This is a genomic window from Comamonas testosteroni, assembly GCF_030505195.1.
Lineage (GTDB): Bacteria > Pseudomonadota > Gammaproteobacteria > Burkholderiales > Burkholderiaceae_C > Comamonas > Comamonas testosteroni_G.
The window spans coordinates 4,606,044-4,630,255 of the sequence record NZ_CP129672.1 but is presented as its reverse complement, the minus strand read 5'-3'; the positions used below and the strand labels follow the sequence as shown (position 1 = coordinate 4,630,255).

Genomic DNA, 24,212 nt, shown 5'->3' with positions numbered 1-24,212 from the left:
TGTACCGCTTGCGCGGGGGTACTTTGTCAGGTGAGCTTCACACAGACCCATTACTAGGTTTGCATGTCACCGTAGGCTACTTGTGGTCGCACACAAGGTCATGGCACTCCATTGCTAGAGAGCATGACAAGGCAGGTCAGAGTTGCACTCTGTGCTTCTTCCATCATTCAAAGCGTATGCACGTAAGAAGTCCTCCAATGAAGGATTTCTGTTTGAAATGTCCGCTTGTGGCGGTCAGTGTGATACGGCCGGGACGTGCATTGCACGCGACCACAGCTGAGCCGGACTATTGCAGGAATAGTCAAGCCGATGAGGCTGCCGAAGTTCGGAGCCAGAGACTGGACTGACCCCAGTGGGGCGTAGCCTGATGGGAAGAATGTGCCTCGTACCGGACCCTTGGGAGGTCTGGTTGTACGGTTTTCAGAGGCTCAACCGACTCTCAGAGCGACTAACGTGTCGCACAAAGCCGCCCATTATAGGCTCTGTCCGCTTCACCCCTTTGAAGCGCCCCGGGATTACCCTCTGCGGCGTAGCATGCTTACGCTGCTCGCATGCAGGCAGATCGCGGCTGCAGCAGCCACATTGAGTGACTCCTCACCTCCAGGCTGCGCAATGCTGATGCGGTGGCTCGCCATCTCCATCAGCGCATCGCCCACGCCCTGCCCCTCGTGGCCCATGGCCCAGGCACAGGGCCAGGGCAGATCGGCCTCATGAATCAATGTCCCCTGATGGGAGCTGGTCACGACCAGGGGCACTTGCAGGCCTTGCACATCCTCGACCGATGCCGCCTCGACCAGATGCAGCCCGAAGTGAGCACCCATTCCGGCGCGAAGCACCTTCTGGCTCCACAGCGCGGCCGTGCCCTTGAGCGCCACGATCTGGGTGAAACCGAAGGCCGACGCGCTGCGCAGGATGCTGCCCACATTGCCGGCATCCTGTACGCGGTCCAGCACCACGGTGGCAACGCCCGGCTGCACCTGCACACCCGCATCCCAGTCCATCACATAGCCCATGCGGGCGGGAGATTCCAGAGCGCTGATCTCGTCGAACAAGACATCTGCCAGCACCACGACCTTGCTGGCGACCTGCACCCACTCTTCGGGCGCCTGAGGCCAGAAAGACTGTGCAAAAACAGCAACCTTTGGTTTCAGGCCCCGCACCAGGGCCGCACGGCAAAGATGATCGCCTTCAAGCCAGACCTGCCCCTGCTTGCGATAGGCCGTGCTGTCCTGGGACAGACGGCGCAGTTCTTTGACGAAAGCGTTGTCGCGCGAATGAATGTCCGTGACCTGGGGGCGTGCAACCATGTCGACCTCTGAGAAAAAACAAAAACCCGGCATGCAAGCGCCTGGCCGAGCTTGAAACAAGAACACGACTTACGCAAAACGGGTTCAGGCCGGGCGACTGCCTCAGAAGGCAGACCGTTGTGGCGTTCTTGTTTGCGTAAGTCCCAAAGAAGATAGAACGCCCGAGGCGGCCCTGTGCCGCACTCGGGAATGCAGACAATATCGATCAGCCGCGCATCAGACGTAGAGCGATGCCTGCGACATCAGCAGGTTCGAGGTCACCCCCGAGAGTCCGGTCTCGCAGAGCACGGGCTGGGCCGTGCCGCCCGCGCACACCTGACCTGCCTGCAGCACCTGGGCCACGGGCGCAAAGGAGCGCCGATGCTCGGCCGTCGCCCCATGGGCGCGCAAGGCCTGCAGATGCGCGGCCGTGCCGTAGCCCTTGTGGCCCGCAAAGCCGTACTGCGGATACTGGGCGTCCAGGCGCTCACACCAGCGGTCGCGCGTGACCTTGGCCAAGATGGAAGCCGCCGAAATGGCCTGCACCAGCGAGTCTCCCTTGACGATGGCCTCGGCCTGCACATCGATCTGCGGCAGCTGGTTGCCGTCCACCAGCACCAGCACGGGCTTGAGACGCAAGCCCATCACCGCGCGGCGCATGGCCAGCAGCGTTGCCTTGAGGATGTTGATCTCGTCGATCTCCTGCACCGAGGCCTGCGCTATGCAAAAGCACAGCGCCTTGGCGCGGATCTCGTCGTAGAGCACCTCACGGCGATTGGCCGTGAGCTTTTTGGAGTCGTTCAGCCCGGCAATCGGCTTCATGTCATCCAGGATGACGGCAGCCGCCACCACCGGGCCGGCCAGCGGGCCGCGCCCTGCCTCATCCACCCCGGCGACCAGCCCGGGCGGATGCCAGGGCAGGCAGCCTTGCTCAAGCAGCGGGAGTGGCAATGATTTTTTGGATCGCATGGGCAGCCAGTTCGGCAGTGTCGCGGCGCAGTTCGTGATGTAGCGCGGTGAAGCGCTCAACCAGCGCTTCAATGGTGGCAGGAGAATCCTGGCTGGCCCTGAGCCAGCCCAGCGCGGCCTGAGCCAGTGCCTCGGGCGTAGCCGCATCCTGCAGCAGCTCGGGCACGACAAAATCGCCGCATAAAATATTGGGCAGCCCCACCCAGGGCTGGAGCTGCTTGCGCTTCATGAGGCGCCAGCTCCAGGGGTGCATGCTGTAGCTGATGACCATGGGACGCTTGTAGAGCGCGGCCTCCAGCGTGGCGGTGCCGCTGGCAATCAGTGTGCAGTCGCAGGCCGCCAGCACATCGTGGGACTGACCCTTGACGATCAGGCAGCGGTCCTGCATGCCGGCCTCGGCCGCAATGCGCTGCACTTCCTCGTAGAGCGAAGGCACGGCAGGCACGACGATGCGGGTCTGCGGCAATGCCTTGCGGACCAGCGCTGCCGCCTTGAAAAAGCCTGAGGCGATGTAGCGCACCTCGGAGCGGCGGCTGCCGGGCAGCAATGCCAGCACCAGGCCCTCTTCGGCCAGACCCAGGCGCGCACGCGCGGCAGCTTTATCGGGATGCAACGGAATCACCTGCGCCAGCGGATGACCGACGTAGGTGGCTTCGATGCCATGCTGGGCCAGCAGCTCGGGCTCGAAGGGGAAGATGCACAGCACATGGTCGGCCGCGCGGCGGATTTTCTCCACGCGATCGGCACGCCAGGCCCAGATCGAAGGGCAGACAAAGTGCACGGTCTTGATGCCGGCTTCGCGCAAGCTGGTTTCCAGCCCCAGGTTGAAGTCCGGCGCATCCACACCTACAAACACCGAGGGCGGATGCGCAATCAGGCGCTGACGCAGCTTTTTTCGAATACCGAGCAGCTCGGCCACGCGCGCCAGCACTTCCCAGCTGTAGCCGTGCACGGCAAGGCGCTCTGACTGCCACCAGGCGTCAAAGCCGCGCTCCTGCATTCTGTCGCCGCCGATCCCCATGGAGCTTGCATCGGGCCAGCGCTGACGAAGACCATCCAGCAACAGCGAAGCCAGCAGATCGCCCGAGGCCTCGCCGGCCACCATGGCGATGCTGGGTGCTATTGAATCTGCAGCTACTTGCGTTTGCTTATCGGGCATTTCAGAGCTATTAACGTCTCAAACTCAGATAGGGACAGCGCGAGCTGCTATCAACGTGTAATGCCGTTGCTTGCCGAAGCCAGAAAGGACTGCATGAAGTCCACGTCCTGCACGGCTTCAGGCGTTGCCGACTTGATCGCATTCATGGCAGCAATCGCATGCTCCAGCGTCAGACCCTGGCGGTACAGCAGCTTGTGCATCTCGCGCACGGCGGCAATGCGCGCGTCCGAGAAACCACGACGCTTGAGACCGATCAGATTCACGCTGCGCGCGGCCAGCGGATTGCCGTCCACCGTCATGAAGGGAGGCACATCCTTATTCACATGGGCCTGAAAGCCCACCATGGCATGTGCGCCTATACGCATGCGCTGCAGCACACCGGTCAGCCCGCCGATGGTCACCCAGTCGCCGACATGCACATGGCCTGCCAGCGTGGTGTTGTTGGCCAGCGTGGTCTGGTTGCCAATGATGCAGTCATGCGCGATATGCACATAGGCCATGATCCAGTTGTCATTGCCGATGGTCGTCTCGCCGCGATCCTGCGTGGTGCCCGTGTTGAAGGTACAGAACTCGCGCACCGTGTTGCGATCGCCGATCACCAGACGCGTGGGCTCGCCCGCGTACTTCTTGTCCTGGGGCTGCGCACCCAGCGACGCGAACTGGAAGATGTGGTTGTCTTCACCAATGGTGGTGTCGCCTTCGATCACGCAATGCGCGCCCACCTTGCTGCCGGCGCCAATGCGCACCCTGGGACCGATAACCGCATACGGCCCCACCGACACCGAGGTGTCAAGCTGGGCCGCAGGGTCCACCACGGCGGTGGGATGAATCAAGCTCACAGCCGCCATCAACGCTTATCCCACGTGACGCATGGTGCACATCAGCTGGGCTTCAGCGGCCACTTCGCCATCCACGCTGGCGACGGCGTTGAACTTCCAGATTCCGCCGCGCACGCGGTCGATGGTGATCTCCAGAGCCAGCTGATCTCCCGGCACCACGGGGCGCTTGAAGCGAGCCGAGTCGATGCCCACGAAATAGTAGATATTGTTTTCATCGGGCACCTGGCCCATGGCGTCGAAGGCCAGCAAGCCGGCTGCCTGAGCCAGAGCTTCAAGAATCAGCACGCCGGGCATGACGGGACGACCGGGGAAGTGACCGGTGAAGAACGGCTCGTTGAACGTGACGTTCTTGATCGCCTTGATGCGCGTGTTGCGCTCAAGCTCAAGCACCCGGTCCACCAGAAGAAAAGGATAGCGGTGAGGCAGTTGCTTGAGAATTTCTTGAATATCCATCATCAATTTCCGTTGTTGCTTTGCCGGCCCTCAGCCAGCGCTTGTTCAAGCTTCTTGACCCGCTCGCGGAGCGTGTACAACTGCCTGAAGGTTGCAGCGTTCTTTTCCCATTGCTCGTTCTCTTGCAACGGAAAGATGCCTGTATAAAAACCTGCCTTGGGCAAGGAACGAGTGACCATGGACGTTGGCGAAATCACCGTACCGTCCGCAATCGTCAAATGCCCCAGAATATTGGCGGCTCCGCCAATCTGGCAGCGCTTGCCGATGCGCGCACTGCCGGCAATGCCGGTATTGCCGGCAATCACCGTATGCGCACCAATGTGCACATTGTGGGCAATCTGCACCAGATTATCGATCTTGACGCCGTCTTCAATGACGGTGTCATCAAGTGCCCCACGATCCACGCAGGTGTTGGCGCCGATTTCCACATCGTTGCCGATGCGCACGCCCCCCAGTTGCTCGATCTTTTCCCATTGGCCCGCCGAGGGCGCGAAGCCGAAGCCGTCGGCACCGATGACCACACCGGGATGCAGAATGCAGCGCTCGCCCAGCGCACAGCCCTGGCCGATGGAGACACGCGATTTCAGCACCGTATCGGCACCGATGATCGCGCCAGCCTCCACCACGCATTGCGGCCCCACATAGGCGCTTTCATGCACCTGGGCCGTGGCATCCACCACCGCACTCGCATGGATGCCACGCGGCCTGCCGCCCTGCTGGTGCGCCTTCCACCACTGGGTGGCACGTGCGAAATAGGCATAAGGATCGCCCGTGACAATGCAGGCGCCACGCTGCGCGGCTTCATCACGCATCGTCGGCGCCACAATGACACAGGCCGCCTGTGAGGCGGCCAGTTGCTGGCGATAGCGGGGATTGCTTAAAAAGCTCAGATCACCGTGACCCGCAGAGTCCAGTGGAGCGATGCGCGAGATAGGCATCTCGCGCTCGCCACCGACCAGTTCTCCACCGAGCGCATCGAGAATCTGTCCCAATAGAACGCTCACAAAAGTATCCTTGGGATTACTTTGCGCCGTTCAGGGCCTTGATGACCTTGTCGGTGATATCAAACTTGGGATTGATATACACGGCTTCTTGCAGGATGACGTCGTACTTTTCGGTCTCGGCCACTTGCTTGACAACCTTGTTCGCACGATCCAGCACGGTGGCCAGCTCTTCATTCTTGCGAGCGTTCAGGTCTTCCTGAAATTCACGGCGCTTGCGCTGGAATTCACGATCCTGATCCACCAGCTGACGCTGGCGCGAAGCACGCTGGCTCTCGGACATGGTGGTAGCTTCACGCTCGAACTTGTCCGAGGCGGTCTTCAAGGAATTGCCCTGATCGACCAAATCCTTTTCACGCTTAGAAAACTCCTGCTCAAGCTTGGCTTGGGCAGCCTTGGCAGCGGATGCCTCACGGAAGATACGATCCGTGTTCACAAAACCGGCCTTGAATTCCTGTGCATGCGCAGAGACGGCCATGGCGCCAAGCAGCACAGCCAAAGAAAGATGGCTAGAGAGAGATTTCATTAGAAAGATGTTCCGATTTGGAATTGCAGTTTCTGGATTCTATCGCCGGTTTCCTTACGGATTGGCTGAGCATACGCCAAACGCAGAGGACCCAGCGGCGAAATCCAACTAATACCGATACCGGTGGAAGCACGCAAGGTTCCCAGATCCATGCTTTCACCTTCCGCCCACACATTACCCACGTCCACAAAGCCGAACAGACGCAGTGTTCTGTCATTACCGGCACCGGGGAACGGGACCATGAATTCGCCATTCAAGGTCAGCTTGCGCGTACCGCCCAAGGCCAGATTGGTATTGACCAAGTCACGACGTCCCAGAGAGCCTTGTTCAAAGCCACGCACCGAGCCCAGACCGCCCGAATAGAAATTCTTGAAAATAGGATAGGGATTACCGCCCAGGCCCTTGCCCCAGCCCAGTTCACCGTTCAGGGCAATCGTGTACTTCTTGTTCAGCGGAATATATTGCTGAATCTGGTAGTTGGCCTTCGCATAGCGCATATCGCTCATGAACGAAGCCTCCAGATTCACACGCTGATAGCGGCCGGAATTGGGAGCCAGCGCGCTGTCGCGATTATCGCGAGACCAACCCAGCGTCAGAGGAATGCCGGTCTTGGAGCAGCCGACATTCGCGCCCACAGCCCCGCCGCAATACTCGTTGTAGACCTCGGGCATATACGTGCCAGGCTTGATCTCATTGCCTTCGACACCGGCACCGAAGAAGATGGTGTCCACTTCGCTGAAGGGCACGCCGAAACGCACGCTGGCACCCTTGGTGATGATCTTGTAGGCGCCATCGTCATAGTAGGGACGCACAGTGCGGTAGTACAGGTCATAGGTGCGCGAGATACCGGTATCCGTGAAGTACGGATTGGTTGTCGACACCACCATGGTGCGGTTGTACTTGCTGGTGTTGACATCCAGACCCAGGTAGTTGCCCGAGCCGAACACGTTTTCCTGCTTGATGCCGAAGGACAGCGAGACCTTTTCAGCACTGGAAAAACCTGCGCCCAGCTGAATCGATCCTGTGGGCTTTTCGACCACATTGATCATCAGATCGACCTGATCGGGAGAGCCGGGCACTTCCTGGGTCTCAATGTCGACCTGGGTAAAGAAGCCCAAACGGTCCACACGGTCGCGCGACAGCTTGATCTTCTGGCCGTCATACCAGGAGGCCTCGAACTGACGGAACTCGCGGCGAATCACTTCGTCGCGGGTCTTGTTGTTGCCGCTGACGCTGATGCGACGGATATAGGCGCGACGCGAAGGCTGTGCTTGCAACACGATGGCCACACGATTGTTGGCGCGATCGATCTCGGGCACGGCCTCCACCTTGGCGAAGGCAAAACCGAAATTGCTGTAATAGTCGGTAAAAGCCTTGACGGTCTCGGAAACCTGGTCGGCGTTATAAGGCTCACCGGGCTTGATCTTGACCAGCGACTTGAACTCGTCGTCACGATCCAGGTAGTTGCCATCGAGCTTCACGCCGGAGACCACATACTGATTGCCTTCGTGAATATTCACGGTCAGGCCGATATTTTGCTTGTCCGGAGAAATGGCAACCTGTGTGGACTCCACACGGAACTCCAGATAGCCGCGCTGCAGATAGTAGGAGCGCAGCGACTCCAGGTCGGCATTGAGCTTGTTGCGCGCATAACGGTCAGACTTGGTGTACCAGCTCATCCAGTTGCCGGTGTCCTGATCGAACAAGTCCTTGAGCGTCGATTCCTTGAAGGCCTTGTTGCCCACAATGTGGATTTCGTTGATCTTGGCCGGCTCACCTTCGGAGACGGTGAAGGTCAGGTTCACTCGGTTGCGCTCGATAGGCGTCACCGTGGTCACCACTTCAGCGCCATACAGGCTGCGGTTGATGTACTGGCGCTTGAGCTCTTGCTCGGCGCGATCAGCCAGCGCCTTGTCGAAAGGACGGCCATCGGCCAGCCCCACGTCACGCATGGCCTTGAGCAGAGTGTCCTTGTCAAACTCCTTGGTGCCGGCGAAGTTCACCTCAGCAATGGTGGGGCGCTCTTCCACGACCACCACCAGCACATTGCCATTGGCTTCGAGGCGCACGTCCTTGAACAGACCCAGGGCAAACAGCGAACGAATGGCAGCAGCGCCCTTTTCGTCGTTGTAGTCATCACCCACGCGCAAAGGCATGGAAGCGAACACCGTACCGGCCTCCACTCGCTGCAAACCCTCGACGCGGATATCTTGAACTTTGAAGGGCTCCAATGCCCATGCCGCTTGCGCAGCTAAAACCATAGCAGCCAGGGCAGTTGCAGAGCGCATGCCCAAGCGATTGAAATGTTTTTTCATGAGTGGAAATCGCCGCGAATGCGGCCTACCGTAGCGGTAAAAATTAGCCCCAGAGCCGGTTGATATCGTTGAAAAAGGCGACTGACATCATCAGCAATATGACTGCGACGCCGGCACGCTGCATTCTTTCAGCCCAGACATCAGAGACACTGCGCCCCGTCAAACCTTCCCAAAGATAATACATCAGGTGCCCACCATCCAGAACGGGCAATGGTAGCAGGTTGAGAACGCCCAGGCTGATGCTGATAAGCGCGAGGAACGACAGGTATTGCACCAGCCCCATGCTGGCGGACTTGCCTGCATAGTCTGCGATCGTCAAAGGACCGCTGATATTCTTGAGCGAGGCCTGACCGATCAGCATGCGCCCCATCATGCGCAGTGTCATGGAGGACAGCTCCCAGGTCTTGCGCACACCGGCACTCAAGCCATCCAGAAAGCCATGGCGCACCAGCACCATCTCGGGCTGGCTGCCAATAAAGGCGTTCACACGTGCAGTTGCAGCTTGCCCATCCTTGCCAGGTACTATTTCCGGCTGCACCTGCAGATTCAGACGCTGGCCCGTACGCTCCACAACCCAGGCCTGCGGCTCGACTTGACCGGATGCACCCGAGGCACGAATCGCGGCACGCGCCTGAGCGCCATCCTGAGCGGCATGGCCATCGATGCTGAGCAACACATCGCCTTTTTGCAGACCCGCCTTTTCTGCCGGGCCACCTGCAACAACCTCTTCTATGACCGGACGACTCCAGGCTCCCTGCAGTCCGACCCTGTCAAAGAAAGCCGCATCTGGTTCCTTTTGTTGCAAAGAAGCAAGATCGAGCGGCACGACACGCCCCGCGCCGTGCTCCTGTGCCGCCACCTCCAACTGCAAGGTTTCACCCTCAATGGCAGCTGTCGTCACCAGCCAGCGCAAATCACCCAGGGCACGCACAGGCTGCCATTCCCGGCCACCCACAGAGACACGCTGCACCCAGTCGCCACTTTGAATACCGGCCTGATGCAGCAAAGTGCCTTCCGCAGGAGCCGCAAGTCGGGCTGCCGGCTCGTTGGTACCCACCCAGTTGACCACCGCCAGCAGCGCCACAGCCAGCACCAGATTGGCCACAGGTCCCGCGGCAACAATGGCTGCACGTGAGCGCAGGGGCTGATTGTTGAAGGCCAGATGTTTTTCCTCGGGCCTGACCTCGCCCTCACGTTCGTCAAGCATGCGCACATAGCCGCCCAGAGGCAGCGCCGCAATCACATACTCGGTGCCCGACTTCTTGCCGACCCAGCGCAACAGCGGCTTGCCAAAGCCCACGGAGTAACGCAGCACCTTGACACCGCAGGCCACGGCAACGCGATAGTGGCCCCACTCATGCACTGCAATCAGAACGCCGAGCGCCACGATGAAAGCCACAACCGTCAGCAACACCTGAAACTCCTTAATGCCAATCAATGCTTGGAGTGTGCCTCAGGCCGCAAGTTCAACCGGCAACTCCTCAAGCACCCGAAGTCGACGCCAGATCAGCGCGCCCACTGCCTCGCTATGTCTGCCGCACGCTCGCGCGCTCGCTCATCGAGCGCCATCAACTCTTGCAGACTGCCTACGGCACCAGGTTGAACGGATTCCAGCGTCTGCAGATTGAGGGCATGAATGCGGTCAAACGACAGGCGACGCTCCAGAAATGCGGCGACAGCCACTTCGTTCGCGGCATTGAGCACCGTGGTCGTGCCCTCGGGCGCGCGCAGCGCCTGCCAGGACAGATGCAGGCCCGGAAAGCGGTGCACATCCGCCTCCTCGAAGGTCAGCGCCGCCAGCTTGGCGAAATCCAGCACAGGTGCGCCGCTCTCGATGCGCTCGGGCCAGGCCAGACCGCAGGCAATCGGCACCCGCATATCGGGCGTACCCAGCTGAGCGAGTACGGAAGAATCCTTGAACTGCACCATGGAGTGCACGATCTGCTGCGGATGGATCACCACCTTGATCTTCTCGGGCGCCATATCGAACAGCCAGCGCGCCTCGATCACCTCCAGCGCCTTGTTCATCATGGTGGCCGAGTCCACCGAGATCTTGCGCCCCATGGAGAAGTTGGGGTGCGAGCAAGCCTGCTCGGGCGTGATTTCGGACAGTGTCGCCGGATCACGCTGGCGGAACGGACCACCCGATGCCGTCAACAGCAAGGAGTCGACGCGATCAGTCCATGTACTGCTGTCCTCGGGCAGGCACTGGAAGATGGCCGAGTGCTCGCTGTCGATGGGCAGCAAAGTGGCTCCATGGCGCTTGACAGTGTCCATGAACAGCGCGCCGCCCACCACCAGGGCCTCCTTGTTGGCCAGCAGCAGACGCTTGCCGGCCTTGGCAGCCGCCAGACAGGGAGCCAGACCGGCCGCTCCGACAATCGCACCCATGACGGCATCCACATCAGGATGCGACGCAATCACTTCAAGAGCATCCCGCTGCTGAAGAACCTGTGTCTGGAGTCCGTTTTGCTTGATTGCCTCAGCCAGTTGACGAGCATGAGGCGCACTGGCCATCACAGCGAACTGCGGCTTGAACTGCGCGCATTGCCTGAGCATCAGATCCACTTGCGTGGCCGCACTCAGCGCGAAGATTTCGTATTGTTCAGGGTGGCGCGCCACCACATCCAGGGTATTGGTTCCGATGGAACCGGTAGAACCCAGAACCGTGATTTTCTGCTTCATGGATGCACAAAGGATGAGAGCATCATCGCCAACGGCAGTGTGGGCAGGAGAGCATCAATGCGATCCAGGACACCACCATGGCCGGGCAGCAAGCCGCTGCTGTCCTTGACACCGACGCTGCGCTTGATGAGGGATTCGACCAGGTCGCCCACCACACTCATCGCAGCCATAAACACCGCAGCCAGCAGCAGGAACCAAAGTCCGCGCGACTGCAGCACCGAATAGAAACTGGGAACACCGGCGCCGTAATGGCGATCAGCCCAGCTCCAGACCAGAGCCAGAACAATCACCCCCAGCATGCCGCCCCAGACACCTTCCCAGCTCTTGCCGGGACTGATGGAAGGAGCGAGCTTGTTCCTGGTGAACTTCAGGCCGAAAGTGCGGCCTGCAAAATAGGCAAAGACATCAGCCACCCATACCAGCACCAGCACCGACAGCAGGAAGTTGATGCCGATATTGCGCGCCTGCACCACGGCCAGCCAGGCCAGCCACAATGCCAGCACGCCGCCGACCAGACGAACTGCTGCCGGAATATGCGGCCAGCCCGCCACGCCTGCGCGCAGCAGCAGCACGCCCCCCAGCACCCAGAGGGAGCCCGCAATCAGCCACACCGTGGCCAGAGGCTGATCAACCCAGCCGGCCCACCAGGAGCCGGCGCACAGCGCCGTACAGACAGCACCCAGGCCCAGCGAGCCTGCCTGCCCAAAACCATTGAGTCGCCCCCACTCCCAGGCACCAGCCGCCATGAACAACAGCATCAGTGCGGCAAAGGGCACGGTGCTGGCCGTATAAAACAGTGCCGGCAGCAAAATGGCCAGCAAGATCAAGGCGGTAATGACGCGCTGCTTGAGCATGGCACCTCTTATGGTTAAACCGTCAAGGTGACGGTAGATGATGGTTGGATCTGCTCGGAAGTCTGGCCGAAGCGGCGCTCACGACCGCCAAACACGGCAATGGCCTCGTCAAGGGCCGCCTCATCGAAGTCAGGCCACAGGGCATTGCTGAAAAACAGCTCTGTATAAGCAGCCTGCCAGAGCAGGAAATTGCTGATGCGAGTTTCACCGCCGGTGCGGATCATGAGATCAGGATCCGGCACATGGGCCAAGGCCATGGCCCTGTCCAGATTCTCGGGAGTCAGCTCCAGCCCCTGGGCCACCAGCCTCTGTGCAGCCTGGGCAATATCCCAGCGGCCACCGTAGTTGAAGCAGACGTTGAGAACCAGACGCGTGTTGTGGGCGGTGATGCGCTCGGCTTCTACCAAGCCCTCCCGAACCTTGTCGCTCAGCCCATGACGGTCGCCAACAAAGTACAGGCGCACGCCGTCGCGACTGAGTTGAGCGACTTCCTTGGCCAGGGCATTGGCCAGCAGGCTCATGAGGCCCGAGACCTCTTCCTGTGGTCGGTTCCAGTTCTCGGAGGAAAACGCAAACACCGTGAGCACCTGCACGCCACGCTCGACGCAGGCGCGGGCGCAGCGGCGCAGGGACTCTACACCCTGCTTGTGACCAGCAAGACGTGGAAGCAGACGGCGTTTGGCCCACCGTCCGTTGCCGTCCATGATGACGGCGATATGGCGCGGAACCGCGCCGTTTTTCTTGGATGTCAAAAGTACAAGTCCTTTGAAAAGACTCAGACCGCCATGATGTCCTGTTCCTTGGCCGCCACCAGCGTATCGATCTCGGCAATGTGCTTGTCGGTGATCTTCTGGATTTCGGCTTCGGAGCGCTTCTGATCGTCTTCAGAGGCTTCCTTGTCCTTGACCAGCTTCTTCACGCCTTCGTTGGCATCGCGGCGCAGGTTGCGAACGGCAATCTTGGCGTTCTCGCCTTCGTTGCGCGCCAGCTTGGTCATCTCCCTGCGACGCTCTTCGCTCATGGGAGGCATAGGCACGCGAATCAGATCGCCCATGGAGGCGGGATTCAGGCCCAGATCGCTCTCGCGAATGGCCTTTTCCACCTTGGCAGCCATGTTCTTTTCCCAAGGCTGCACGCTGATCGTGCGGGCATCCAGCAAAGACACATTGGCCACCTGGGACAGAGGCACCATGGAGCCGTAGTACTCGACATGAATGGCATCCAGCAGCGCGGGATTCGCACGTCCGGTACGCACGCGGGCCAGGTTGTTCTTCAGAGCCTCGATGGACTGACCCATCTTGGTTTCGGTGTTCTTTTTGATTTCAGCGATCGTCATGTTCTTGTTCCTTTGCGGGCATGTGGCGGCAAAACGCTCAAGCGTACACCAGAGTGCCTTCGTCTTCACCCATGACCACTCGCTTAAGTGCGCCGGGCTTGACGATGGAGAACACGCGAATCGGCAGCTTCTGGTCGCGGCACAGCGCGAAAGCCGTTGCATCCATGATGCCCAGATTGCGCGAAATGGCCTCATCGAAAGCCAGCTTGTCGTAACGCGTGGCCGAAGGATCCTTGAGCGGGTCAGCCGTGTACACGCCATCCACCTTGGTGGCCTTGAGCACGACTTCGGCACCGATTTCAGCACCACGCAGCGCAGCGGCCGTGTCGGTGGTGAAGAAGGGATTGCCCGTACCGGCAGCAAACACCACGACCTTGCCCTCTTCCAGGTACTGCAGCGCCTTGGGACGCACATAGGGCTCGACCACCTGCTCGATAGCAATGGCGGACATCACGCGAGCCGTCAAACCCTGCTTGTCCATGGCATCTGCCAGAGCCAGCGCGTTCATCACCGTGGCCAGCATGCCCATATAGTCGGCAGTCGCACGGTCCATGCCGACCGAGCCGCCTGCCACGCCGCGGAAGATGTTGCCGCCGCCGATCACCACGGCAACCTGCACACCCACCTTGGTCACTTCCACGATCTCAGCCACCATGCGCTCGATGGTTGCACGGTTGATGCCGAACTGGTCATCTCCCATTAACGCCTCCCCCGACAGCTTGAGCAAGATGCGCTTGTGGGCTGGAATGGCGTTGGACATGGTGTTTCTCCGATGGAAGTTGAATGAGTATGAAAACGGGAGGGGAATAAATCAATCGCGGCTCTAGGCCGCGATTGTTGCTAAGGCTTAGGTTTAAGCACCAGCCTTGGCTGCTGCCACCTGGGCAGCCACTTCAGCGGCGAAGTCGTCAGTCTTCTTCTCAATGCCTTCACCCACGACATACATCGTGAACGCCTTCACATTGGTGTTGGCAGCCTTGAGCATCTGAGCGACGGTTTGCTTGCCGTCAGCAGCCTTCACGAAGACCTGGTCAGCCAGGGACACTTCCTTCAGGTACTTCTGCACGGAGCCTTCAACCATCTTGGAAACGATGTCAGCAGGCTTGCCCGATTCGGCTGCCTTGCCTTCGGCCACAGCGCGTTCCTTGGCGATCAGGTCAGCAGGCACGTCAGCGGAAGTCAGAGCCACGGGCTTCATGGCAGCCACGTGCATTGCCACGTCCTTGGCAGCAGCAGCGTCGCCGTCGAACTCGACCACCACGCCAATGCGGGTGCCGTGCACGTAGGCAGCCAGGCCAGCGCCGCTGAAAGCCTTGAAGCGACGGAAAGACATGTTTTCGCCGATCTTGCCGATCAGGCCCTTGCGCACATCTTCCAGAGTGGGGCCGTAGCCGTCTTGTTCGTAGGCCAGAGCGCCCAGAGCGTCCAGGTCAGCGGGGTTGTGCTCAGCGACCAGCTTGGCAGCGGCGTTAGCCATGGCCATGAAGCTGTCGTTCTTGGACACGAAGTCGGTTTCGCTGTTCACTTCGATCAGGCCGCCCTTGCCGCCGTCGATGAAAGCAGCCACAACGCCTTCAGCAGTCACGCGGGAAGCGGCCTTGCCAGCCTTGGTACCCAGCTTGACGCGCAGCAGCTCTTCAGCCTTGGCCATATCGCCATCAGCTTCCGTCAGAGCCTTCTTGCATTCCATCATGGGGGCGTCGGTCTTGGCGCGCAGTTCAGCGACCATGCTTGCAGTAATTGCCATCGTATTTCTCCAGTATCAGTTCGATTCGTTACAGGATTCCGGCTAAAAAAACGGGGCTACCTAGAGCCCCGCTTTTTTTTCGCGATGCGGTCGCGCAGCCGGACTTCGCTTAGGCGGCGGACGCTTCCACTTCCACGAATTCGTCGCCGTTGTCACCAGCAGCAGCCTTCACCACGTCGTTCAGACGGGCTTCACGGCCTTCCAGGATCGCGTCAGCGATACCGCGGGCGTACAGCTCGACTGCCTTGGCGGAGTCGTCGTTACCGGGGATCACGTAGTCGATACCTTCGGGGTTGTGGTTGGTGTCAACCACGCCGACCAGAGGAATGCCCAGCTTCTTGGCTTCAGCGATAGCGATCTTGTGGAAGCCCACGTCGATCACGAAAATGGCGTCGGGCAGACCGTTCATATCCTGAATGCCGCCGATGTCCTTTTCCAGCTTTTCCAGTTCGCGAACGAACATCAGCTGTTCCTTCTTGGACATGGATTCCAGACCAGCTTCTTGCTGAGCCTTCATATCCTTCAGACGCTTGATGGAGGTCTTGACGGTCTTGAAGTTGGTCAGCATGCCGCCCAGCCAGCGCTGGTCAACGAAGGGCACGCCAGCGCGCTTGGCTTCTTCGGCCACCAGCTCACGGGCCTGACGCTTTGTACCCACCATCAGGATGGTGCCGCCGTTAGCAGTCAGCTGCTTGGCGAACTTCTGGGCTTCCTGGAACATCGGCAGGGACTTTTCCAGGTTGATGATGTGGATCTTGTTGCGGGCACCGAAGATGAACGGAGCCATCTTGGGATTCCAGAAACGAGTTTGGTGACCGAAGTGGACGCCGGCTTCCAGCATCTCGCGCATTGTTACTGCCATGTTAATTACCTCAAAGGTTGGGTCTAAAATCCGGCCCAACGATTGCAGCCGCCTTGAAAAAAGCGATCGCAACACCTTGAATAGGCCGGTTTGCTATTTGCCTTGCCGACTTAAAAGCAATTGCTGCAACACGCAAAACGCCATCGCATCAACCACCTTCAGAGCTTTTCAAGTCAATCCTCACGGACTAACCCTTAGCAAAGCCGCAAAATTTTAGCACACTGCCATGCAACTCGACCTCAGTCACGTCGCTCTTGAGATCCGCGAAGGCCGCCAAAGCGCCACAAACCTCATGCAAATGAGCATCGCTGCCGCGCGAAGCCCCTTGTGCGCCAACGTTTTCAGCCAGACTTTTTTTAACGAGGCACGCTGGGCTGCTGCAGAAACGCCGTCCACTACGCCCCTGGCCGGCCTGGCCATCTCGGTCAAGGATCTGTTCGACACGCAAGGCACGCGCAGCGCCGCCAGCTCCCTGGTGCTGCAGGATGCGCCCGTCGCCCAGGCAGACGCCACCGCCGTTGCCCGCCTGCGCGCGGCAGGCGCGGCCATCATCGGCCGCACCCATATGGTCGAGTTCGCTTTTTCCGGCGTGGGCGTGAACCCGCATTTCGGCACCCCGGCCGCACTGGATGCCCGCCACCCCGCCAACCCTCAGCTGGCGCCCACATGGCCGGCACGCATTCCCGGCGGCTCCTCGTCAGGAGCGGCCGTTTCCGTCGCCAGCGGCGCGGCCTGGGCAGCCCTGGGCTCGGACACCGGCGGCTCCATCCGCATTCCCGCTGCGCTCAACGGCCTGGTTGGCTTCAAAAGCACGGCCAGACTGGTCCCCACCGAAGGGACAGTGCCTCTATCGCCCACACTGGATACCGCTTGTGCCATCACCCGCAGCGTGCGCGATGCCGTGCTGCTGCACGAGATTCTGGCCGGGCGCGAAGTCGCCAAGGACGAACGCAGCCTGAGCCAGTGGCGCCTGGCAGTGCCGCGCCCCCTCTTCTTCGAGCAGATCGAACCTGCCGTGCGCAGCGCCTTCGAACGCAGCATCGCCAAGCTCCAGGCCGACGGCGCACAGATCGAGTGGATTGACTTGCCCGAGCTGGAGGAGCTGGACGGCATCAACATCATCGGCGGCTTCTCACCCACCGAAAGCTATGCCTGGCACCGGCGCCATCTGCAAGATCCCGCCAAAGCCGCGCTCTACGATCCCCGGGTGCGCTCGCGCATAGAGCGCGGCGCGAGCATGAGCGCTGCCGACTATCTGGACCTGCTGGCCGCGCGCAAGCACTGGATTGCCAGGATGGAGAGCGCCCTGGCCGGCTATGACGCCCTGCTCTCGCCCACCACACCGATCACTGCCCCCACGACTGCATCCGTCGCCCCGGCCAACGGGATCGACGCCGCAGCCGACATCAAGCGTGACGAAGAATTCTTCCGCGTCAACAGCCTGCTGCTGCGCAATACCAGCGTGGTCAATATGCTGGACGGCTGCGCCCTGTCACTGCCGTGCCACAACCCGAACGAACTCCCCATGGGTCTGATGATCTGGCATGCCGCCCTGCACGACGATGCCATCCTGAATATCAGCGCGGGCATCGAAGCCGTGCTCAATCGCAACTGACTCCCATTTTTGTAGCTATGACCGCTTATGGCTATTGGTCAACAAGGCAAAAATCATCAAAACCCACAAATACGCGGCCGGAGGCTATCCTCGGACCATGCTGCGCATTTCCCCCACCGACACCCCGCCCACCTCCATTTCCGCTGGTCAAGGCTGGCCGCTGTTCAGCACCGCCGCCACGCGGCAGATCGAGAAGGCTTGCGCCGACCGCCTGCCGCCTCACGCACTGATGGAGCGCGCAGGCCTTGCCATCGCCAAACTGGCAATGGCAATAGCCCCGCACGCACAACGCATCTGGATTGCCTGCGGCCCTGGCAACAACGGCGGCGACGGCTTCGAGGCGGCGGCGCAGCTCAGCGCCATGCTGCCCCATGCGCAAATCATGGTCAGCGAAGTGCGCGCACCTGCCGAACTTCCGTCCGATGCGCAGGTTTCCCGCAATACAGCCTTGCAGGCTGGCGTGCAATGGCTCAATGACGCCCCCGCCGATCTGGGACCACAAGACCTATGCGTCGACGCGCTGCTGGGCATAGGACTGAGCCCGCGCACTTCTGACAAGACCTCGACTGCCGATCAGCGCCTGCTGCAGTTGCTGGCCCAGGTTCGGCATTGCACCTGCAACGTACTCTGTGTAGACATTGCTTCAGGCCTCGATGCCGATACCGGTCAATATCTGAGGGAATTCGCGCCCGACCCCATCGCCGCCGACCAACGGCGCCACACGCTTGCCTTGCTGACCCTGCAGCCCGGCCTGTTCACCGGCCAGGGCCGCGATGCCTGCGGACAAATCTGGTGGGACGACCTGAGCTGCGGCATTGCCAGCGCTCCCGACGCACCAAACTCGCCCTGCCCGGCCGCTGCAGCACAGCCCAAAGCGCATCTGAGCAACCCAGCAGGCCTTACCTCCTCAAGAGCACGCCCGCACGCCAGCCACAAAGGCAGTTTTGGCGATGTGGCCGTGCTCGGTGGCGAAGGCCTGGGCTTGCGCGGCCTGTCGATGACGGGCGCAGCCTGGCTGGCGGCACTGGCTGCACTGCACGCCGGTGCCGGCCGCGTCATGCTGGCCTTGCTGGACGAGCAATCACCGCAAGGCGTTGCGCCCTGGCCGGAAATCATGTTGCGCCGGCCCGCCGCGCAGGACTGGAGCCAGGCCACCGTGGTCTGCGGCTGCGGTGGCGGCGAAGCCGTGCAGGCCTGGTTGCCTCACATACTGGCACAAGCACCACGACTGGTGCTGGATGCCGACGCACTCAACGCCGTTGCGGCCAGCCCGGTACTGGCACAGCAACTGAGCCAGCGCGCCGCACACCAGCAAACCACGGTGTTGACCCCCCACCCGCTGGAGGCCGCGCGCCTGCTGCAAACCAGTACTGCTCAAGTACAAGCCAACCGCCTTCAATCCTGCCTGCAGCTTGCCAGCAAATTTCAGTGCACGGTGCTGCTCAAGGGATCCGGCACGGTCACTGCCAATTCGCAGCAGCAAGCCTGGATCAATACCAGCGGCAATGCCCGACTGGCCACGGGCGGCACCGGCGACGTGCTTGCCGGATTGATAGCGGCGCTATGGGCACAGGGTCAAAGTGCCGATATGGCAGCGACTCAGGCCGCATTCCGCCATGGCCACATTGCAGATTGCTGGCCTGATGAACGCCCATTCAGCGCCAGTGCACTGGCTGTGCGTCTGGGCAATCAATAAACCACCAAAAACAAAGGCCTTGCCATTATCTGACAAGGCCTTTCAGCTCTTGATAGGAGAGCAATCAGCGCTCAGTCTTGCGCCTGCTGGTCTTGCTTGCTGGCGCAGCCTTGGCACCTGCCGCAGGCTGGGCCGCAGCCTTTACGACTTTGGAAGCCGACTTCGCCACAGGCTTCGCTGCGACCTTTGTTGCAGGCTTTGTTGCGGGCTTTGCGACCGACTTTGATTCGGGCTTGGCCGCAGCCTTGGCAACAGCGATGGCCGGAGCAGCAGGCGCAAGCAGGGCTGCAACCTTTTTCCTGCCTGCTGCCTTGCGCGGCTTGGCTTGCTGCACCGCTGTGACGGGCTCCATCACAGGCTCAGGCTTAGGCGCAGCTTGCTCTTGTGAGTACTCCGCCTCCAGTGCGGCCAGATTCACGCTTTTCAGCATGGCTTTCTTGGCTGCCTTTCGACCCTGCTTGGCGCGATCGGGCTCGGGAGCAGAAGCCGGACCTGCAGCGGCATTGCGCTGCGCACGATTTGCCTTGGCATCGCGGCGACTCCACTTGTCGGCATAGCCGCCCGCGCCGCGCTCGTCACGTGACTCGCGGCGACCACGCCCCTCATCCTTGGCTTGGCCACGTCCGCTGCGTGGTGTTTGCACCAAGCCATCCTCGCCATCACGAACCAGGCGGAAGTCGATGCGACGTCCGTCCAGATCCACGCGACTGACCTGCACCCGCACTCGCGCGCCAATGCCGTAGCGCACACCCGAGCGCTCACCACGCAACTCCTGGCGCGCCTCATCAAAGCGGAAATAGTCACCACCCAGCTCGGTGATATGCACCAAGCCTTCCACATACATGGCATCCAGCGTCACAAAGACTCCGAAAGTGGTCACCGAAGAAACCACGCCGGAATATTCTTCGCCCAGATGCTCGCGCATGTATTTGCACTTGAGCCAGGCCTCCACATCGCGGCTGGCCTCGTCGGCGCGGCGCTCGTTGGCACTGCAGTGCAGGCCGGCAGCCTCCCATGCCTGGAATTCCTTGGCCGCCGCGCGCTTGCGCGGCTTTTGCCCCGGCTCGACCACACGCGAGGCCAGGCGTTTGGCCATCTTCGCTTCGGCCTCACCCGGCGTCGGCAGGCTGGGCAGCTTGTAGTGCGTGCCGTTCAGCTCAGCCTTGATCACGCGGTGCACCAGCAAGTCGGGATAGCGACGAATCGGGCTGGTGAAGTGCGTATAGGCCTCAAAGGCCAAGCCGAAGTGACCCGAGCCCTCCGGCGTATAGAAGGCCTGCATCATGGAGCGCAGCAGCATGGTGTGAATCTGCTGCGAGTCCGGCCGGTCCTTGGTGGCATTGGCAATCTGCTGGAACTCCTTGGTCGAAGGGTTCTCGCTGATGCTCATGCTCAGGCCCATGGCCTTGAGGTAGTTGCGCAGGATCTCCTGCTTTTCCAGCGAAGGCTTGTCGTGGACGCGGAACAGGCCAAGCTGCCCGCTTTGGTCGATGAAATCTGCGCTGCAGACATTGGCCGCCAGCATGGCCTCTTCAATCAGCTTGTGCGCATCGTTACGGGTGCGCGGCACGATCTTTTCTATGCGACCGTTGTCGTCGCAGACGATCTGCGTCTCGGTCGTCTCAAAGTCCACGGCACCACGCGCCTCGCGGGCCTTCAGCAGAGACTGGAAGACACCATACAGATTCAGCAGGTCCTGCACGCGATCCTTGCGCTTGGCCGCTTCTGGGCCACGCGTATTGGCCAGGATTGCCGCCACCTCGGTATAGGTGAAGCGCGCATGGCTATGCATCACTGCCGGGTAGAACTGATAAGCGTGAATCTCGCCTTGCGCCGTGATCAGCATGTCACAGACCATGCACAGCCGATCGACGTCGGGGTTCAGCGAGCACAGTCCGTTGCTGAGCTTTTCCGGCAGCATGGGAATCACGCGACGCGGAAAGTACACGCTGGTGGCGCGGTCGTAGGCATCCACATCAATGGCGCTGCCCGTGGTCACATAGTGACTCACGTCGGCAATCGCCACCAGCAGGCGCCAACCCTTGCTGCGCCCCACCTTGGCAGGCTCGCAATACACGGCATCGTCAAAGTCGCGCGCATCTTCGCCATCAATGGTGACCAGCGGAATATCGGTCAGATCGATGCGGTGCTTGTAGTCTGCGGGTCGAACTTTTTCGGGCAGCACCTTGGCTTGCTCGAGACAGGCGTCGGAGAAGATATGCGGCACGCCATACTTGCGCACCGCAATCTCGATCTCCATGCCGGGGTCATCCACTTCGCCCAGCACTTCGATGATGCGGCCCACAGGCTGGCCGAACAGCGCCGGCGCCTCCGTCAGCTCCACCACCACCACCTGCCCCGGCTTGGCCGCGCCTGTGGCGTTGGAAGGAATCAAAACATCCTGACCGTAGCGTTTGTCTTCAGGGGCCACAAGCCAGACACCGCTTTCCTGCAAAAAGCGACCAATGATGGGCTGATCGGGACGCTCCACGATTTCCACCACACGCCCTTCGGGGCGACCGCGATGATCATGACGGGCAATGCGCACCTGGACCCTGTCCTTGTGCAGCACGGCACGCATTTCATTGGGGGGAAGGTAGATGTCACGCTCACCATCGTCGCGGACGACAAAGCCATGACCGTCGCGATGGCCCTGCACAGTGCCCAAAATTTCTTCGTTCATATCGGCAACTTTTGCGCGAGGGTTCATTTTTTTGATATACAATCTATGTCTTTCCTGAGATGCCCAGGTGGCGGAATTGGTAGACGCACTAGTTTCAGGTACTAGCGGGTAACTCCGTGGAGGTTCGAGTCCTCTCCTGGGCACCAAGTTTAACGACAACCTGCAAGGGTTGAAACAAACTTGGAAAACATTCCCCAAAAGGGATGCTTTCAAGCCAAGCGGCATCTTAGAGAATTTGAAGATTCGGATTGAACGCAAGAAAATGCATTACAATACGAAGCTTCCCTGAAAGCCCAGGTGGCGGAATTGGTAGACGCACTAGTTTCAGGTACTAGCGGGTAACTCCGTGGAGGTTCGAGTCCTCTCCTGGGCACCAAATACGACAAGCCGTTGCATGCAGATGCAGCGGCTTTTTCGTTTTCACCGCCACCTCAGTAGCCGCGAAAAGTTTTCTGAAAAATCCACGCAAACCGGCTTGAGCAGTGCTCAAGCTGCTATACAATTCACTCACTCTGAAATGCCCAGGTGGCGGAATTGGTAGACGCACTAGTTTCAGGTACTAGCGGGTAACTCCGTGGAGGTTCGAGTCCTCTCCTGGGCACCAAATACGACAAGCCGTTGCATGCAAATGCAGCGGCTTTTTCGTTTTCACCGCCACCTCAGCCGTCGCGAAAAGTTTTCTGAAAAATCCGCGCAAACCGGCTTGAGCAGTACTCAAGCTGCTATACAATTCACTCACTCTGAAATGCCCAGGTGGCGGAATTGGTAGACGCACTAGTTTCAGGTACTAGCGGGTAACTCCGTGGAGGTTCGAGTCCTCTCCTGGGCACCAAATACGACAAGCCGTTGCATGCAAATGCAGCGGCTTTTTCGTTTTTGCCGTCACCTCAGCAGCCGCGAAAAGTTTTCTGAAAAATCCACGCAAACCGGCATGAGCAGCCCTCCAGCCGCTCTATAATGCAACCACTCTGAAATGCCCAGGTGGCGGAATTGGTAGACGCACTAGTTTCAGGTACTAGCGGGTAACTCCGTGGAGGTTCGAGTCCTCTCCTGGGCACCAAACACGACAAGCCGTTGCATGCAAATGCAGCGGCTTTTTCGTTTTCATACTCCAACGCCGAAGGCAACTCCGGGCGAGCTGGCCTCTACCCCTCGCACTTCCGATCCCGCGAGTCGACAAGGATCGCCAAGCCCCAGAACGCCCCATCGACAACTCGCACAAAAAAGTACCTCAACCGGCCTGGCAGCGACTTTGAACGCTATATAATTCAAGCCATCCTGAAAGCCCAGGTGGCGGAATTGGTAGACGCACTAGTTTCAGGTACTAGCGGGTAACTCCGTGGAGGTTCGAGTCCTCTCCTGGGCACCAAACACGACAAGCCGTTGCATGCAAATGCAGCGGCTTTTTCGTTGACGCCCCCCCGCCAATAGTAAGCAGCACTGACCCGTGCGGCCGGTGCTCGTTGTACAGCCGGACCGATTCGCACACCATGGTACGTGCCAGCGGGAGATCTGCAGGTCGCTGCAGCAAGCATTCCATCACGTGCCAGCCAACGATCTTGCGCGAGCAGGCATCGGTCACCATCAAACAGGCAGCCTTCTCCTTAGTGGGCAGATACGTCATGTCAGCGACCCACAGCTGCGCACAGCCACTGGCCACTGTTTTAGCCCAACCCTCCTTGAATAGATTGGCATGCCGTCGGTAGTGATGGTGGCTATGGGTGGTCTTGTGGTACACGTGCAGCGGCCGCACCAGCATGCGCGCTTCGCACAGCACGCCGAACAGTGCATTGCGCCCGATCTGGATTCCCGCCTGATCAAGCGGCAGCTTGAGCAAGTGCAGCAGTTTGCGCATGCCAATGCGTGGCTGATGACACCGCTCTTCGCCGACCACCGCTTTGTCCTGTTCGCTGCGTGCATGCAGGCAGGCCAGGCGCTTGTAGTGCGCCTGACGGCTGACCCCCACGTAGCGGCAAGCCCTCGCCACGCTCAACCCTTGGACGAGCCGCTGCGCGAGGACTTGCCGAAGGCTTTTTTACGACGCGCACTCCATAGTCCTTCTTGAGAACATCCAGCATCGCTTCGAACAGCTGGGCCTTCTCATTGACCTCTTTGAGCTGCACTTGCAAGGCTTTGATCTGCTGCTCGGGCGTCAGTGCTGGGGGAGGTCTTGTCAGTGGGCATAG

Annotated in this window: 20 protein-coding genes, 6 tRNA genes and 1 pseudogene; 9 read left to right on the top strand and 18 right to left on the bottom strand. The window is 60.3% G+C overall.

The window, feature by feature from the left end; all coding sequences use genetic code 11:
• Positions 1–515 precede the first annotated feature (515 nt).
• From QYQ99_RS21380 to rpsB, 16 genes are all read right to left on the bottom strand, one after another.
• Positions 516–1,307: a TrmH family RNA methyltransferase gene (locus tag QYQ99_RS21380; protein WP_302089917.1), complete on the bottom strand. Its 792-nt coding sequence runs from the start codon at positions 1,305–1,307 to the stop codon at positions 516–518.
• Positions 1,308–1,523: 216 nt separating this feature from the next.
• Positions 1,524–2,255, bottom strand: a complete 732-nt coding sequence (rnhB, locus tag QYQ99_RS21375) for a ribonuclease HII (protein WP_302089916.1) — start codon at positions 2,253–2,255, stop codon at positions 1,524–1,526.
• Positions 2,218–3,414 carry a lipid-A-disaccharide synthase gene (lpxB, locus tag QYQ99_RS21370; protein ID WP_302089915.1) on the bottom strand — a complete coding sequence of 399 codons (1,197 nt, stop codon included), beginning with the start codon at positions 3,412–3,414 and terminating at the stop codon, positions 2,218–2,220. The genes rnhB and lpxB overlap by 38 nt, the downstream gene beginning before the upstream one ends.
• Positions 3,415–3,464: 50 nt before the next feature.
• Positions 3,465–4,253 (bottom strand): acyl-ACP--UDP-N-acetylglucosamine O-acyltransferase, encoded by a 789-nt coding sequence (lpxA, locus tag QYQ99_RS21365; protein ID WP_302089914.1) that lies wholly within the window; start codon positions 4,251–4,253, stop codon positions 3,465–3,467.
• 15 nt (positions 4,254–4,268) lie between these two features.
• Positions 4,269–4,709 carry a 3-hydroxyacyl-ACP dehydratase FabZ gene (gene fabZ, locus QYQ99_RS21360; protein WP_003053425.1) on the bottom strand — a complete coding sequence of 147 codons (441 nt, stop codon included), beginning with the start codon at positions 4,707–4,709 and terminating at the stop codon, positions 4,269–4,271.
• The gene (gene lpxD, locus QYQ99_RS21355) at positions 4,709–5,710 is read right to left on the bottom strand and encodes a UDP-3-O-(3-hydroxymyristoyl)glucosamine N-acyltransferase (RefSeq protein ID WP_302089913.1); all 1,002 of its coding nucleotides are present in this window, start codon (positions 5,708–5,710) and stop codon (positions 4,709–4,711) included. Before lpxD ends, fabZ begins: the two co-directional genes overlap by 1 nt.
• 16 nt (positions 5,711–5,726) lie before the next feature.
• Positions 5,727–6,233, bottom strand: a complete 507-nt coding sequence (locus QYQ99_RS21350; protein ID WP_034367360.1) for an OmpH family outer membrane protein — start codon at positions 6,231–6,233, stop codon at positions 5,727–5,729.
• On the bottom strand, positions 6,233–8,548 hold the full coding sequence (bamA, locus tag QYQ99_RS21345; RefSeq protein WP_302089912.1) for an outer membrane protein assembly factor BamA: 2,316 nt from the start codon (positions 8,546–8,548) through the stop codon (positions 6,233–6,235). The genes QYQ99_RS21350 and bamA overlap by 1 nt, the downstream gene beginning before the upstream one ends.
• A gap of 43 nt (positions 8,549–8,591) precedes the next feature.
• On the bottom strand, positions 8,592–9,962 hold the full coding sequence (rseP, locus tag QYQ99_RS21340; RefSeq protein WP_302089911.1) for an RIP metalloprotease RseP: 1,371 nt from the start codon (positions 9,960–9,962) through the stop codon (positions 8,592–8,594).
• A 92-nt stretch (positions 9,963–10,054) separates the two neighbouring features.
• The gene (ispC, locus tag QYQ99_RS21335) at positions 10,055–11,233 is read right to left on the bottom strand and encodes a 1-deoxy-D-xylulose-5-phosphate reductoisomerase (protein WP_302089910.1); all 1,179 of its coding nucleotides are present in this window, start codon (positions 11,231–11,233) and stop codon (positions 10,055–10,057) included.
• Positions 11,230–12,087: a phosphatidate cytidylyltransferase gene (locus QYQ99_RS21330; protein WP_302089909.1), complete on the bottom strand. Its 858-nt coding sequence runs from the start codon at positions 12,085–12,087 to the stop codon at positions 11,230–11,232. Before QYQ99_RS21330 ends, ispC begins: the two co-directional genes overlap by 4 nt.
• 14 nt (positions 12,088–12,101) lie before the next feature.
• Positions 12,102–12,791 carry a polyprenyl diphosphate synthase gene (uppS, locus tag QYQ99_RS21325; protein WP_437439082.1) on the bottom strand — a complete coding sequence of 230 codons (690 nt, stop codon included), beginning with the start codon at positions 12,789–12,791 and terminating at the stop codon, positions 12,102–12,104.
• Between the two features lie 71 nt (positions 12,792–12,862).
• Positions 12,863–13,423, bottom strand: a complete 561-nt coding sequence (gene frr, locus QYQ99_RS21320) for a ribosome recycling factor (RefSeq protein WP_302089907.1) — start codon at positions 13,421–13,423, stop codon at positions 12,863–12,865.
• 37 nt (positions 13,424–13,460) lie between these two features.
• Positions 13,461–14,183 carry a UMP kinase gene (gene pyrH / locus QYQ99_RS21315; RefSeq protein ID WP_302089906.1) on the bottom strand — a complete coding sequence of 241 codons (723 nt, stop codon included), beginning with the start codon at positions 14,181–14,183 and terminating at the stop codon, positions 13,461–13,463.
• 93 nt (positions 14,184–14,276) lie between these two features.
• Entirely contained in the window at positions 14,277–15,170 is an 894-nt protein-coding gene (tsf, locus tag QYQ99_RS21310; RefSeq protein WP_302089905.1) for a translation elongation factor Ts, read from the bottom strand.
• Between the two features lie 109 nt (positions 15,171–15,279).
• Positions 15,280–16,032 (bottom strand): 30S ribosomal protein S2, encoded by a 753-nt coding sequence (gene rpsB, locus QYQ99_RS21305; RefSeq protein ID WP_034367375.1) that lies wholly within the window; start codon positions 16,030–16,032, stop codon positions 15,280–15,282.
• A 226-nt stretch (positions 16,033–16,258) separates the two neighbouring features.
• On the opposite strand from rpsB, the gene QYQ99_RS21300 reads away from it, so the two are divergent.
• Both QYQ99_RS21300 and QYQ99_RS21295 read left to right on the top strand, forming a co-directional pair.
• Entirely contained in the window at positions 16,259–17,647 is a 1,389-nt protein-coding gene (locus tag QYQ99_RS21300; protein WP_302089904.1) for an amidase, read from the top strand.
• A 97-nt stretch (positions 17,648–17,744) separates the two neighbouring features.
• Complete coding sequence (locus tag QYQ99_RS21295; protein ID WP_302089903.1) at positions 17,745–19,343, top strand: NAD(P)H-hydrate dehydratase; 1,599 nt, start codon at positions 17,745–17,747, stop codon at positions 19,341–19,343.
• 64 nt (positions 19,344–19,407) lie between these two features.
• Here QYQ99_RS21295 and rnr read toward each other — a convergent pair whose 3' ends face one another.
• Positions 19,408–22,053, bottom strand: a complete 2,646-nt coding sequence (gene rnr / locus QYQ99_RS21290) for a ribonuclease R (RefSeq protein ID WP_302089902.1) — start codon at positions 22,051–22,053, stop codon at positions 19,408–19,410.
• A gap of 34 nt (positions 22,054–22,087) precedes the next feature.
• Here rnr and QYQ99_RS21285 point away from each other — a divergent pair.
• From QYQ99_RS21285 to QYQ99_RS21260, 6 genes are all read left to right on the top strand, one after another.
• A tRNA-Leu gene (locus tag QYQ99_RS21285) sits at positions 22,088–22,172 on the top strand.
• Between the two features lie 145 nt (positions 22,173–22,317).
• Positions 22,318–22,402: transfer RNA gene (locus QYQ99_RS21280), tRNA-Leu, on the top strand.
• Between the two features lie 143 nt (positions 22,403–22,545).
• A tRNA-Leu gene (locus QYQ99_RS21275) sits at positions 22,546–22,630 on the top strand.
• A 143-nt stretch (positions 22,631–22,773) separates the two neighbouring features.
• A tRNA-Leu gene (locus tag QYQ99_RS21270) sits at positions 22,774–22,858 on the top strand.
• A 143-nt stretch (positions 22,859–23,001) separates the two neighbouring features.
• Positions 23,002–23,086: transfer RNA gene (locus QYQ99_RS21265), tRNA-Leu, on the top strand.
• Positions 23,087–23,310: 224 nt separating this feature from the next.
• Positions 23,311–23,395 (top strand) — tRNA-Leu (locus QYQ99_RS21260).
• Here the strand turns inward: QYQ99_RS21260 and QYQ99_RS28510 are convergent.
• Positions 23,351–23,707: pseudogene (locus QYQ99_RS28510) on the bottom strand (hypothetical protein); the annotation flags it as partial. The gene QYQ99_RS21260 and the pseudogene QYQ99_RS28510 overlap by 45 nt on opposite strands.
• A gap of 12 nt (positions 23,708–23,719) precedes the next feature.
• Here QYQ99_RS28510 and QYQ99_RS28505 point away from each other — a divergent pair.
• On the top strand, positions 23,720–24,091 hold the full coding sequence (locus QYQ99_RS28505; protein ID WP_437439050.1) for a hypothetical protein: 372 nt from the start codon (positions 23,720–23,722) through the stop codon (positions 24,089–24,091).
• The last annotated feature ends 121 nt before the right edge of the window (positions 24,092–24,212 follow it).